Genomic DNA, 13,651 nt, shown 5'->3' with positions numbered 1-13,651 from the left:
AACAATTATGGGATTTTTAAACAAACTTTTTGGAAAGGGTACTAAAACAGGACAGGGTACCGAATCAGAACAAGGAGCTAACGTAGAGCAAGACACTAAAGTAGAACAAGGAGCAAAAGTAGATCAAGTTACTACAGGAGCGGAACCCGGAGCTAAAGTGGGGCAGGTTACGTCTACAAAGGAGCCGGAAGATAACTTGATCTATCGCACAGAACAGGAACTGATTGAAAGATTTGGTGGAATTGCCTTTGATAAGCAGTATGATTTTGCCACGGTCATCGGTAATAATAATTGGAATATAGATATGACCAAAGAGGAGATTAGTTTTGGACCGAACCTTGATTTTCCGATCCAGGTCTTAGGGACTTTTTCGCATTCGTCCGAAACTTGGCTTTGGGCATGGGCAAATACCAAATCTGGTCTTTCTGAACATATTACGCAGCAAGCTCTTCAACTAAAAAAATATGGTGAAGAGCAAGAGATTGATCTTTTCAGCAATAGCAGCTTCGATTTTTCCAAAGATGAGTTGCACCGCATCGGTTTGATCGCTTCCGGAATGTTTGATGCCAGCGCTTATTATATTGCTGATTATGGACAGGGGGCAATGCTGGTGACGATCAAAAGTGATCTTGTAGACCGTCAACGTCAAGATGATCATCTTCGGATACTGTCTGTCTTCCCGCAGGTAATTTCCCAATTTGAAATGAACCATAAGATTGCTTTGCAGTGGTATCTGGATGAAAAAGGTTATAAAATATCGGAACAGGGCGCCCAGCTAATAGCAACAAAAGGCGGAGAAACGATCACCGCAGAGTTTGATGAGCTATCGCGTCTTACCAATCTCAAGGGGTAGAAACGCTAACAGTTGAAACTGCTTAATGGAAAAATAAAAAAACTCTTGCGCTTAAACTATTGTTATATGAACTAGAATAAGACTGAGTATGGTTTGAGGATGAATTTTATATGAACGTAACAATCTGTTTGGTTAATATGATGATATATTTTATGTTTAAATTCATCTGGATAATGCATGATTTTATTTAATTGAATTTGGGATGGTAGTACGATTTTTTGTTTGTTTCTCTTTTATATTAAGCACAATTTGTTGTTTTGGTCAAATAAATGTGGACAAAATGCGAGCCGATTATGCCGCTGCAGTCAAAGATAAAAAACTCTGTGAGGCCAATTTGAAAACGTTAGAGGCAGCCGCAAATACGGCGACAGAAAAAGGCTATCTTGCCGCTTATGAGATCCTTTGGGCAAAGCATATGGGAAATCCCTTTTCGAAGCTGGGCCAGTTTAAAAAAGGTAAAAAATTATTGGAATCGGTTATCATCAAATATCCTGATAATATTGATTTACGTTTTATCCGTTGGAGTGTACAGACACATGCACCATCTTTTTTGAGTTACAGTAAAGACCGATTGCGGGATAAAGAGTTTTTAGTACATAACCTATACAAGTTGCCTAATCCCGAAGCCAGAAAAATAATTTATGTCTACCTGAAAGAAGCAAATAGCTATCTCAAAGGGGAACATATATTCTCCCAGGCAGACCTTGCCGAACTTTCCAAATAAGCTGATATAAGTTAACGAACGTGTTTGGTGCGAAAGGCTATGATGCCAAAGATGATCATGATGATGCTTATAATGGAAAAGACTGCATATATAACAGTAAAACCATCACTTATACCGATACCTTCCTTGTAATATATTTCCATATGAGCAGGTACTTCTTTGGGGTTAATGCTACTTAAATCATTCACCAGACAAACTTGTTTTTGCTTATACTTGAATTGGAGGATCGGATAATGTACGTATCCAAAGCGCTTGCTTTTTACACTGTCTATCCCAATGACATCGGCTTTAATTTTACTGCCAAAGAGCATCAGTCTGCTGTCTTTGGATAGTCCGTATGCGAGAAATAAACCTAGCAAGAGCAAAATAACACCGAAAGTTCTTATGATGATCATGTTTAATAATTAAATTATACTTAACACTTAGACAAATATAACTTTGTAGCTTCTCTCTGCCAACTGATAGAGGATTTTGATCAGGGACGAATTTTATTGTCTTATGCCAAGAGTCTATAACGATGTTAAGATTATTTTTGTATCAATAGTGTGTCTTAAAGACCCAAATTATATGACAATGAATAAAATTAAAGATAGCAATTATCATAAATTTATTGGTAAATGGAGAACCTCGGGAGAAGTGCGGGTTGGTGCAAAAAAACTGCCTTTAGTCGGTGTTGATTCTTATGAGTTTATACTCAATGACAACTGTATTTTGCATAAGGCGGATGTCCACATAGGGGGAGAACATAGTGAAACATTTGAAATGATCACCATGCTGCCGGGAGATAAAGTGAAGATGCAATATGCCAATTCGAGGGGGGAAAGTGGACTAATGACAGGAAATTTAATCAATAATATGTTTACTATTGAGGGGGATGGAATAAAGTTTAATGGGCAGATGAATAATGACTACTCGGTGCTTGTTGGGCATTGGTATTTGCTTTCGGAAAACGGTGATTGGGAACAATTTATTACACTTAAATTAGAAAAATATTAAAGCAAAGATTCAAAGCGGAACATATTCACAGGATCTTTAAATCTTGGCTTATGCCAAGATTTTTGTAAACCATAATGCGCAATTTTGTGTTATCAATAGCAATTAAAAATTTAAGAAGATGAAACAGGTATTTATTAATCTCGCTGTGGCGGATGTAAACAAATCAATGGATTTTTATACTCAATTGGGTTTTGAAGTAAATCTACAATTTTGTGATGACGATGCTAAATGTATGGTCTGGAGTGAACATATTTTTGTCATGATCATGACACATGATAAATTTAAATCCTTTACGAATAAGCCAATAGCCGATACAAAAAGTCATATCGCTGGACTATTTGCGCTCTCCGTGGAGAGTCTGGATCGGGTAAATGAAATTGTTGACAAAGGGCTGGCAGCAGGAGGAATAGAGCCAATGCCAATGATGGATCATGGTTTTATGCAGTTAAGAAAGGTGGAAGACTATGATGGCCACACTTGGGAGATATTTTATATGGATATGAGTAAATTTCCAGGAGCTTAATATTTACATACGAAAGCAATTTTTTTCGACCAGCCATCGTTCATCCATATTATCTGATCAATTAGTCAATTGTATGGCTGATGGACGATGGCAATTATTAAATCTCTACCCAAGAGAGAATGACCAAAGCTACTAATTTGATGATGAAGGTCGTTTGGCCTTTTATTCGCCTTATTCCTCATTAAAATTTTTTAAAAAGAACATAGTCTTATTGTTTTGTATTGTATTTAATCCAAACAATATGTTCCGTGTTTTGAAGCATTTCCCAATTGCTATTCTTTTTGTGTCTATCCTATATTTACCTTCTTTATATGCTCAGCATCAAGTTGGGAAAAATGCCGTTTATGAAATTAAAGGAAAAGTTGTCGATGCGAGCAATGCCCTTCCGATCGAACATGCAACAGTCTCTCTGATTTCTGCGGGAAAAGTTTTACAGACAGTCACTACCGATTTGAGAGGCGGATTTAAGCTCGTTATGCCGCAGACTGAGAGTCCAAGTATTTTGGTGACTTATGTGGGATATGAAAGTCAGCTGTCTAAGTCGATAACTTCATCAAAGGTATTGGAGGTCAGACTTGTCAGTCAGTATCAATCCTTGGAAGAAATTGTTGTGAAAGGGAAGCGAAAGCCGATACGCTTTAAAAGTGATAAGCTGATCTATGATGCGGGCTCTGATATCAGTAATAAAGCCGGTTCGGCTGTAGATCTATTGCGGAAAGTTCCTCTGCTAACAGTAGGGAGTAATGGGGAATTGCGGATGCGCGGGAATACGAATATTAAAGTTCTGCTCAATGGTATCCCCTCAGGAATAATGGCTAAGAACTTGAAAGATGCCTTAAAAATGATTCCTGCAAGTTCTATTAAATCTGTTGAAGTAATTACTTCGCCATCTGCAAAATATGAAGCTGAAGGAGCTGCTGGTATTATTAATATTATCACAAAAAAATCCATCCAGGGAACACATGGAAGTTTGGATGTTAGTTTAGGTAACTTGGATCAATCTGGAAGTGGCTCTTGGGCTATGACTACTGAAAAGTTTGATTTCAATTTTAACGCAACGATGAATGCTGAACGAGAACGAAACAGGTCGACCCTGCAAAGAACCTCCTTATCCAATGGGGTATCGGTCGGAGAACTTTTACAGCACAATGATGCAACTGAAAAGGATAGGGGGGCGTCTGCAAGTCTAGGATTTGTGTACCGCCCGGACAGCTCGCAAAAAATTGGCGCAGACCTGTCCTATTGGTATGGCAGTTGGCCTGCGCATAGTTCACTTTACAACTTGTTTCAGGATGGAAATACCTATGCTGAATATAATCAGTTTAGTCAGCAGCAGAATTCGGTAAAGTATTATGAACTCTCGCTGAATTATCTCAAAAAATTTAGACACAAGTCACAGGAGTTGCAGATCATTGGGCTGGCCGCCCGATCAAACGATAGATCGGAATACATAACCAGTCAAAAAGAAATGTCCGGAGTAAGCTCTTTTAAGGAGAAAGGACCAAATAAAGGTGACTCCTGGGACTTTGATTTTCAGGCAGACTATACGCACCCGATAGATGCGACCGGGAAAAATGTCATTGAAACGGGAATGAAATTGAAGCGAAGTAATTCCAGTAGTCTTTATACCGTTTTCAATAATGAACATGCTCCGGGAAGTGAAGAGTTGGTCGAAATCCTATCCCGGTCGGATAAAATGGATTACTACAGTACGATATTGGCGGGCTATATGAGTTTAAAAATCGAAACCGATGATCAGTGGACAATTAGGCCCGGAATTCGTTTTGAAACAACAGTATTGGGGGCTCATTTCAGGAATTCCACACCTTCATTTAAATCTAAATTCGGCAACTGGGTGCCTACTCTGTTAGTCGCTAAAAAGGTAAATGACCATCACGAACTCAAATTCGCTTATACAGAGCGGATACGTAGACCGTGGATATGGGATCTCAATCCTTATGTCAACGCCAGTGACCCGCGAAATCTGCTGTCGGGAAATCCGCTATTGCGACCTGAACGGATTCGCGTAGTGGAATTGGGACACAATTACAGTGCAGCATCTGGTTTTAATCTGAATAGTAGTGTCTATTATAGTACCAACAATAATTCGATAGAGCAGCTTACTGTCGTCGACAGTCTCGGAATTTCACGTACTACACCCAGTAATATTGCGACAAATAAACGTTTGGGTGCACAGGTCAATCTATCCATGGAACTGCAATCGAATTGGATGCTCAATGGTGGACTGGAACTCTATTATGTCTGGTTTAGGAGCCCAGCGTTACAGGTAAGGAATAGCAATGGGTTTTATGCTGCTAATCTCAGCAGTTCATATGGTCTGTCTAAAGGTTACAGTCTTCAGATTTCAGGAGACTATAGCAATGGTTATGTGACTTTGCAGGGACGAAATACGGCCGAATGGTCTTATCGATTTTCTGCTCAAAAGGAACTTTGGAATGATAGAGCCAGTATTGTGTTGACAGTAAGTAATCCGTTTCAACGAGCTATGAAACAAAGGAATATGGCGGTGTCGCCTTCATTCAGAAGTACAACATCCAACAATTATTACAACAGATCGGTAAGTCTTTCTTTTAGTTGGAAATTCGGTGCCGGCAGACAAAAAGAAGGAACAGCGGAAAAGAGTCCACGAGAAATGGAACATATCCCACATCGACGTAAATAAGAATGTCTACGAATTAGCAAGATGGATATGCGTACTGTGGGAATAGTACGATAGAGTTAGCTAATTCAGATTAGGTTGATGTACCTTTGGTTCGTTCAAATCGTGATTTTAGATGTTGTCGCCGTGAACGCCGTAAACGTGATCTTTTAACAGGATAGTGCCGATTTTTGGTGATATTATTAAAAATAAGTGCTACTATAAATAAAATCAGGCAGCCGGAGAGTACGGGACTCAATACATACCAATACCCTAAGGAAGAAATTTTGGTTCCGCTACTTACGGCGATTAGCGCTGTCGCTCCTCCCGGAGGGTGCAATGTGCGGGTATGTTGCATGCATACGATAGACAGGGCTACAGCAAAGGGGGCAGTGAGCCAGATGATATCGGGGAGTAGCTGTGCTACAGTAACTCCAGCTATCGCTGAAACCACATGACCACCGATTAAATTTCGAGGTTGTGCAAGTGGGCTTTGTATAGCTCCATAAACCAGAACAGAGGAGGCCCCAAATGATCCGATCAGGAAAACATTCTCCAGTGGTGGGAAATGAAGTGATTGAATAAAAGCGATGATAAATATGCCTACGAATGCACCGATAAAAGACCAGAAATGTTCCCAGGGATCTATTAACGTTTCCCGATAGATAACATATCTGTAAATACGGAGTTGCCGATGAAGTTGATTTTTCATGTTAATCTGTGCAAAAATAGGGAATTTTAAGAATTCCTTTTTAGATCTTTTATATTAATCTTTGTGGTATTTATAAATAAGATAGGCTATAAATTGTTCTTCCTCTATTTTGCCCCATTTGTTGAGTTGACACTTTTGGTATTTTGGAAGAAACCAATATTTGATTAATAATGTTGATGTTTTTCAGGAACTGGATGTTGTAGATTATCCTAAACAAATTGAATATACATATGATAGTATTCCCCACCGACGAAAGGCATTTTGTTTCCTAATGTGAAACCAAGGCGTTCATAAAGCTTCTTGGCATTCGGATTATCTAAATCAACCAATAAGCCTATTTGTTTGAAACCTTGATTTTTAGCATGTTTTATCGCATGTTTCAATAGCTCAGTTCCTAGACCCTGACCTCTGGCAGCAGTGGATACAGCAACAGAATCTATGTAAAATTCCTGTCCAGTTGTTTCTGGTTCAGGGATTAGGTCGTTTGAGTATTGTTTTTGGATGAGTTCCAGGATTGGTTGTCGTAGCGCAATAAAATGATCCCCATTATATCCCGTCAATGATCCCATGACATTGCCTTCGGGATCTACAGCAACAAAAGTATTTTCATGGCTATATAGATTTCCGGTCTGTTGAAAAAGATCTGTTAAAAAACGAATTGCTTCTTTTTTGTCTTCTTTTTGTATAAAACGAAAGATGATATCTTCCATCGCCTGTAACATGATTTCAGGTACAACTGCGGCATCATCTTGTTGTGCGGGTCTAATCGTCAAATGCATAACTCGTATTTTCTATTCATTGGCTAAGATAGTAAAATGATCTGTTTTCTTTTTAAGCATTGCGAGCATCGGGTTCTTAAGGGGTATGAAAAAATAGAACGAATATGCATTGGTTTGCTTTGAATATGAATTGTTGTGTATTTATAATTTCATTTCTTATTACTTTTGAGTAAAGTTGTTCTTGTTTTTCAAATTGTAAATTTGAAGCAAAATGTAGACAGGATACCGCTATATATTATGATCAATAAATAATAAAATCTATACATGGTTCTTAAAGCTACAATTTCAGCCTTTGTTGTGACACTTTTGGGATTATTGGCAATGTTGTTAACACAAGATGCCGATATGAACTTGGTTTATGGGGCATTCTGTGTTTCTCCCTATTTTCTTGTAATTACCCTTATTTATTTTCATTTCAATAAGCTTCGAAAAAAATTAAAGGTATTTGAAAATCCCAGTATTGTCTTTGAGGGGATTTATAGTTTTTTATATTACTTTATATTTTCCACCTTGTTACCGGTATTGCTTTTTGTCAGTACACTAGGCGACGAATATGAACACAAGATTTATGCTGATCTGGGAGGAGTAATTTCTGAAATGTTCCCTTTGATTTTAATTTTGAGTATTTTTTTGAGTTTATTCAGTAGCATTACGTTCGTTTGGGGCTTAAGATCGTGGACAGCGTTGATACTAACATTTTTGGGCTATATTTTAATCAGTGTGCTTGTGTCTATTTTTTCGACTGTTGGCCGTGAGGTTCGGAAAGCTGAACGGGAGCGGCGGGATCAGGTAGATAATTTAAAAGAAGGTCGATTTGAATGGGCTGGTGCAATGAGTAATCCCGCAGGTTATCCGGTACAACTCTACAAAGGGATATTTATCTTCCCGAATGATAAGGATTATGAGTTTACATTTAGTGAGGGAAATACAGTGAATTATCATGCAAAATGGGGGGAGGCGGGGGCCGAAACCTATAAAAGTATGATGTCATTGCCCAAAGCAATTGATGTTACTTGGTATTCGTTTTCAGAGAATGCATTCTACCGATTCCATGATACAATAGATTACAACAAATTGCTTACACTTTTTAAACAGCCTTATGTAGAAAGAAGGGCAACTAGTGATGTTGAGGAGCATTATAACAAGATTATTTTCGGGTTTGCACCCGCTGGAGGACTGGTGATATGGGCTGGAGGATCCGGATATCGTCAGGTCCAAATAGGTCAGTATCAGGCGAAGAAAATCGATATTGACCAGAAGGTTTCTGATAATAAGGAGATGGTTTATGGTGATTTATTTAATCAGGAGTGGCGCAATAAGGTCCTGACAGATACAATGATCGTTCCTTTGGCAATACAAATGGCAAAAAAAAATCAACCTGTTCCTGATGATTATTGGAATAAACTGGGCGCAGCTTATACCTGGAACCCGAAGTTTGTGATCGCTCCAGAAATAAAAACCTATGATGCTATTTTTCGGTATTTTAATGCTGAGCGTTTTGTTTTCGATGAAAGAACACAAAATATAACAGTTGAAAAAAGGGGAATTCCACAGAATATATACATCAAATGGTATGATAAAAATCAAAACCGTTGTGCTGTAGATTTTGAATTTGATGAAACGGATATTTTTAAAAAATTCAATGCTTTTTTTGATCGCGATAAAAATATACAGGCTGAAATGGAAATTACCATAGATACCCAAAATGGTCGGGGAACCGCACGATTAAAAGATGCTGAACATCAGCTTTTGCTTATGGAAACCAAAATCATAGCATATGGTGAGAAGTTTTGATCTTTAGCTAGACCAGTCGATGTTAAAAAGTCTTTTGCATTTTGTAATTGACAATTTCAACGGCTGACCGAACTTGCACCTGTCTGGCAATTGTTGTAAAACCATTACGTTCAAAAAAAGGTTTTGCGGTTTTACTGACATCTGCTGTTAGCGACTCCATATTTGAATATTTAGATTTATGTTCCAAGTGGTCATATAGCCGTTGTGCAATGCCTTGCCGTTGAAAATCTTTGTGTACGTATAACATATCGATATAGTTGCCATGATCCAATGAAGCAAAACCAACGATTTCTTTGTCTATTTCTGCGACAATAAAATACTGGTTTTTGATTAAATTATTCCAGCGTTCAGTGTTACTGATCGAAGATTTCCATGCCTCGAGTTGTTCTGCATTATAATCGGTCTGACATACTGAAGTGATTGTTCCCGCAAATAGTTCTTTTATTTGGGGCAATTCACTTAATATTCCCTTTCGTATTGATATCTCCATATACAAAGATAAACACATTTGGATAATGGTATAAAAATAGATAGATATACCACCAATCCTAAAAATAGGCGTAATGTGCTAACAGTTTTTTAACAAAAAGAGATTGATCTCTTACGTGGATAAATTGTATATTTACGACAGTGAATCGGGGGCCTATACCCTCGCTTTATGAGTCTATATTAACCATTTTGCTAAATAATTAAAAAGTCATTCCGATAACTGTTGGCGCACCCAGCTGTATTTTGGTAATGTCAGATTTTAATAGGGTTGATCTGGAAATTAAATCTATTACGAGTTGGCCTGTTACCGTTAGCCATTTTAATAAAAATTTGACCTTTTCAAAAATGAAAATTTATTTATTTTGTATGTTGTTCCTAGCTATTCTGACGATAAAAAGTACGAATATAGCCATTGGACAATCTATAGAAAAAATAGCGCATATTGAAGACCCTGTTCTTCAGTTGGAAGCTGTCCTCCAATTTCCAGTTAACTTTGGGAAGGATACTGTTGCATTGAAAAATACGCTGGCTCCTGTTTTAACACTCGCCGATAGGAAACATAATAATATACTGAAATGGGGATACTATATGCGTATGGCAGATGGGTATTCGATTGCGTTTGATCGGACTAATCCTGTTTCTGATCAATACTATCGCCTTGCGGAGCAATTGCTACAAAAGCATCCTAATATTGAATTGGAAATGATAGGCAATACGCGACAGGGCTACTATAACTATGTCTATCGGAAAGTAAAGGAAGCATTCCCATTCTTCTTGCGCGCAAATGATTTAAAATCCAAAATTGATATCAAAAAAATACCATTGGTAGTTAAGCATTACCAATTCATCGCGAATTTTTATAGTTATATTGGAGATCATAGTATTGCGGTTGATTACTTACAGGAAGCATTGCCTTTTTCAAAAGCAGCATCAAGAGAGCGTGTGGATCTAATCAATGCTATTGCGGTGTATCTATCAAATGATTCGCTTAATCACCAAGCTGTTACTTATTTCAATCGAGCGATGTCGGAAGCGAAATTGGCTAAGGATTCGGTATGGATTGGCATTATTTCCGGTAATTTAGCCGATCAAGCCTGGAAAGCGGGTGATCGGCAAAAAGCAATTGCTTTAGTTCAGAAGAACATCGATCTTTCTATGCGATTTGACGAACGCAAGGATGCCATGCGGGCAAATCTCAATTTGGCAAATTGGTATATTGTCCTTCAGGAATGGAAACTAGCCAAGCAACATGTGCTAAGCGGCATAAGCCTGATGGAGGAAAAACCCTATTTCCTGAAATATAAGATGGAGGCCTCAAAATTATTGTCTGATATTGCTCGTGGTTTAAATCAAAAAGAGGAAGAACTCAAACAATTGCATGTCTATCTGATCTTAAAAGATTCGTTAGAAAAAAGAATAAATGATAAAGAGATACAAAGGTTTCTTTGGCAAAGGGAAACGGAGCGATATAATCGAGCGATTCAATCTGCCGAGGAAAAAAGGCTTCACACCAAACGGATTTATCAATTTATTGGACTCTGTTTGATTTTAGTGTTTGCCATTGTATTGCTCTTAATCAACAGATCAAAGGCAAAAATTAAAATAAGAAATACCCTTCTTGAAAAAGACCGACTCAAGCTTGGTTACGAGAGGCAGTTACTCGATCAGGAGCTTTTGATTTTAAAAGATTCCCTTGGTGAATTTACCGATACGATCAAACAAAATGACACCACTATTCAACAGCTCCGACAGGAGATTGTGAAGGTGTCGGCGCAAAATCCTGCTTACATGGCTCAGGTCTCCGACAGCTTAAATGCAATGTTGCAGACACATATCATGACCGATGAACGATGGCTAAAATTTAAGCATGTTTTTGACAAGGTCCATCCGGGTTATTTAGCACAAATGAAACAAAACTATTCAAAAATAACCGATAACGATCTGCGTATACTCGCTCTACAAAAATTGGATCTAAACAACAGTAGCATGAGTGAACTACTCTGTGTATCTACCGAAGCAATCAAAAAAGCAAAACAGCGTCTAAAGAAGAAAATGGAGTTGCGAGATTAGAAGATGAATCCACATGAATTTAATGCTGTGTACCTAATCAGGATGGGTAATAATACGGATTTGGTAGGTTAAGGACGCGAATAGGGTAAAGAGTAATCAAGTTGGCTTACAGAAGAGCCAACTTGATTATAGCCAGAATTCTAGAAGGCTGTATCAGCCATTAGAAATCTTATTTTGCGTTTTTCGCTGTAACATTAAGTTCAATGTCAACATTTTGTGCGATCATCCAATCTTGAGGATTACCTTCGGTACCATAAGTAAGTCCCCAATCTTGTCTTTGGATCGTAAATTTAGAGTAGAAAGTAACTTCTTCACCATTGAAAGTAATTTTGGCAGGAAATGTTACGTTTACTGTTTTGTCTTTGATTGTCAAGTTACCACTGACAGTGTTTGTAGCATCAGCAACAACGCTTTTTCCTTGAGCAGCATCAAATGGAGCGACTTTGGTGATTTCAAATTTAGCTGTAGGGTATTTCGCTGTATCAAAGAAATCCGCACTTTTCAAGTGTGCATCCAAATCTGTTGATTTTTTACCACCTGCAGTAGTAGGATCTACGGAAGCGCTGTCTGTTACAATTGAATTGACGTCAATGGTGAAAGATCCACCAGTGATAGCATTGTTTTCAGCTGAAAGTGTACCATCACTTTTTAAGACACCATATCTTGGATTCAAACCACCTTTGTGGTAACCTGTCCATTTTAATGTACTTTTGTCAGCCTCTACAGTATAAGTCTGTCCTTTTTGTTCAGTCACTTCTTGCGCTGATGTTGTTTTAGCTTTGTCTCCAGTTGCATTTTGACATGAAGCGAATAACAAAATAAGGGCTAAACCCGAGATTAATTGTTTTTTCATTTTTTAATCGTTTTATTTTTTAATAAGATGTTTGTATTGTTCTGTATCGTCGGCATCAATCATGCCATTTTAATTTATGAATACAAAGGTAGATGATAGATAGTTTATTTTTGGTATTAGTTTCCTTAAAGAAACTACTTTCCAAAAAGATAGTGCACTGTGACGCTGTAATTCAGTATTTTTGTAAATAATAGAAGGAGATCAAGTAAAATGAAAAAGGAAGCACTATCAAGTTCCTCCACCGGCTGTAAAACGCGGATATTGGCGATAAATGATAGCATGGAGATTTTGGCAGGTAAATGGAAATTCCACATTATAGGAACATTAATGTTGTTTGAAAAGCTACGTTTTATGGAATTGTTGCGGGAAGTTGATGGGATTGGGGCAAAGATGCTGTCCAAAGAACTGCAAGATCTGGAAATGAACCATCTTATCAGAAGAACCGTCTTGAATACCAAACCGCTTACTGTGGAGTATGAACTTACTGATTGTGGTAAAACATTGGGGCCCATTATTGATGAAATAGCTAAATGGGGTATCACTTACAGAAGCACACTTTATCAAAAAGACGGGACTAGCTCAGCTGCTATATAGGAGGTTTGTTCTTTATATTCGCAATCGGTTTTCAATCGAGTGAAATGATTATTGTGAGCTTATTTCCGAAATCAGATCAGATTTGTGTTAAAGTTCTAAGCGATAGTACAATGAGTATCCCGTTGTGCCGTCCAGCCAATGCACAAGTTCCCGGTGGCTATATTCGAAACCTGCATGTTGGATCGCTTTTTTTGAAATCGTGTTGATTTCCCGATGACTGATGATGAGCCGTTTGATCTGCTGTGTATTGACCCAGGCCATTCTAATTTTGTACAAGAGGCTTGAAAGCCCTTGTCCGCGATGTTCAGGGCGAATAAAAGATTGCCCAAAATATGCTTCAGTATCGTTTAATAATAACATACTGGTCATCCCGATCAGGTCGTCTTTTTTGAAAAGTCCAAAGACAATCCGGGGATATTTTATACGCTCTTGCCAGTCCAAATCGGAGAGATCGCTTTCTGCCGGATTGCTCCATCGAAATAAGGTGGGCTCCGTTTGAATTGCTTCCAGACGAATTGATTTATAATATTCGAATTCGCTTTCCGATAACTGACGAATAGAATAGGGGTCAGACTCAAGTGTTAAAGGCTGAATAGACATGTATT

The 13,651-nt window shown here is 38.1% G+C and carries 14 protein-coding genes; 8 read left to right on the top strand and 6 right to left on the bottom strand.

Annotated features, from left to right (window positions below; genetic code table 11):
• Positions 1-7: 7 nt before the first annotated feature.
• Together DFQ12_RS11070 and DFQ12_RS11065 are read left to right on the top strand one after the other, a co-directional pair.
• Positions 8-853, top strand: a complete 846-nt coding sequence (locus tag DFQ12_RS11070) for a DUF6882 domain-containing protein (protein ID WP_120258976.1) — start codon at positions 8-10, stop codon at positions 851-853.
• Between the two features lie 271 nt (positions 854-1,124).
• Positions 1,125-1,577 (top strand): hypothetical protein, encoded by a 453-nt coding sequence (locus DFQ12_RS11065; protein WP_147420388.1) that lies wholly within the window; start codon positions 1,125-1,127, stop codon positions 1,575-1,577.
• An 11-nt stretch (positions 1,578-1,588) separates the two neighbouring features.
• Here the strand turns inward: DFQ12_RS11065 and DFQ12_RS11060 are convergent, their stop codons facing one another.
• Positions 1,589-1,972 (bottom strand): hypothetical protein, encoded by a 384-nt coding sequence (locus DFQ12_RS11060; RefSeq protein ID WP_120258974.1) that lies wholly within the window; start codon positions 1,970-1,972, stop codon positions 1,589-1,591.
• A 178-nt stretch (positions 1,973-2,150) separates the two neighbouring features.
• Between DFQ12_RS11060 and DFQ12_RS11055 the strand changes: the two genes are divergently transcribed.
• From DFQ12_RS11055 to DFQ12_RS11045, 3 genes are all read left to right on the top strand, one after another.
• On the top strand, positions 2,151-2,573 hold the full coding sequence (locus DFQ12_RS11055) for a hypothetical protein (RefSeq protein ID WP_147420387.1): 423 nt from the start codon (positions 2,151-2,153) through the stop codon (positions 2,571-2,573).
• Between the two features lie 118 nt (positions 2,574-2,691).
• On the top strand, positions 2,692-3,096 hold the full coding sequence (locus DFQ12_RS11050) for a VOC family protein (RefSeq protein WP_120258972.1): 405 nt from the start codon (positions 2,692-2,694) through the stop codon (positions 3,094-3,096).
• A 241-nt stretch (positions 3,097-3,337) separates the two neighbouring features.
• Positions 3,338-5,779, top strand: coding sequence for a TonB-dependent receptor (locus DFQ12_RS11045; protein WP_120258971.1), 2,442 nt, complete (start codon positions 3,338-3,340; stop codon positions 5,777-5,779).
• Between the two features lie 70 nt (positions 5,780-5,849).
• Here the strand turns inward: DFQ12_RS11045 and DFQ12_RS11040 are convergent, their stop codons facing one another.
• Positions 5,850-6,467, bottom strand: a complete 618-nt coding sequence (locus DFQ12_RS11040) for an HPP family protein (protein ID WP_120258970.1) — start codon at positions 6,465-6,467, stop codon at positions 5,850-5,852.
• A gap of 209 nt (positions 6,468-6,676) precedes the next feature.
• Positions 6,677-7,246 carry a GNAT family N-acetyltransferase gene (locus DFQ12_RS11035; protein WP_120258969.1) on the bottom strand — a complete coding sequence of 190 codons (570 nt, stop codon included), beginning with the start codon at positions 7,244-7,246 and terminating at the stop codon, positions 6,677-6,679.
• A 264-nt stretch (positions 7,247-7,510) separates the two neighbouring features.
• Between DFQ12_RS11035 and DFQ12_RS11030 the strand changes: the two genes are divergently transcribed.
• Entirely contained in the window at positions 7,511-9,040 is a 1,530-nt protein-coding gene (locus DFQ12_RS11030) for a DUF2931 family protein (protein ID WP_120258968.1), read from the top strand.
• A 22-nt stretch (positions 9,041-9,062) separates the two neighbouring features.
• Here DFQ12_RS11030 and DFQ12_RS11025 read toward each other — a convergent pair whose 3' ends face one another.
• Entirely contained in the window at positions 9,063-9,530 is a 468-nt protein-coding gene (locus DFQ12_RS11025) for a GNAT family N-acetyltransferase (RefSeq protein ID WP_244211716.1), read from the bottom strand.
• A 344-nt stretch (positions 9,531-9,874) separates the two neighbouring features.
• Between DFQ12_RS11025 and DFQ12_RS11020 the strand changes: the two genes are divergently transcribed.
• A complete protein-coding gene (locus DFQ12_RS11020) occupies positions 9,875-11,599 on the top strand; it encodes a tetratricopeptide repeat protein (protein ID WP_147420386.1) in 1,725 nt (574 codons plus the stop codon).
• A gap of 169 nt (positions 11,600-11,768) precedes the next feature.
• Here DFQ12_RS11020 and DFQ12_RS11015 read toward each other — a convergent pair whose 3' ends face one another.
• Complete coding sequence (locus tag DFQ12_RS11015) at positions 11,769-12,452, bottom strand: YceI family protein (protein WP_120258966.1); 684 nt, start codon at positions 12,450-12,452, stop codon at positions 11,769-11,771.
• Between the two features lie 210 nt (positions 12,453-12,662).
• Between DFQ12_RS11015 and DFQ12_RS11010 the strand changes: the two genes are divergently transcribed.
• Positions 12,663-13,046, top strand: coding sequence for a winged helix-turn-helix transcriptional regulator (locus DFQ12_RS11010; RefSeq protein ID WP_120258965.1), 384 nt, complete (start codon positions 12,663-12,665; stop codon positions 13,044-13,046).
• A gap of 87 nt (positions 13,047-13,133) precedes the next feature.
• Here the strand turns inward: DFQ12_RS11010 and DFQ12_RS11005 are convergent, their stop codons facing one another.
• Positions 13,134-13,646, bottom strand: coding sequence for a GNAT family N-acetyltransferase (locus DFQ12_RS11005; protein ID WP_120258964.1), 513 nt, complete (start codon positions 13,644-13,646; stop codon positions 13,134-13,136).
• Positions 13,647-13,651: the final 5 nt, after the last annotated feature.

This window comes from Sphingobacterium detergens, assembly GCF_003610355.1.
In the GTDB taxonomy this organism is placed as follows: domain Bacteria; phylum Bacteroidota; class Bacteroidia; order Sphingobacteriales; family Sphingobacteriaceae; genus Sphingobacterium; species Sphingobacterium detergens.
This window is presented reverse-complemented; position numbering and strand designations above follow the sequence as displayed.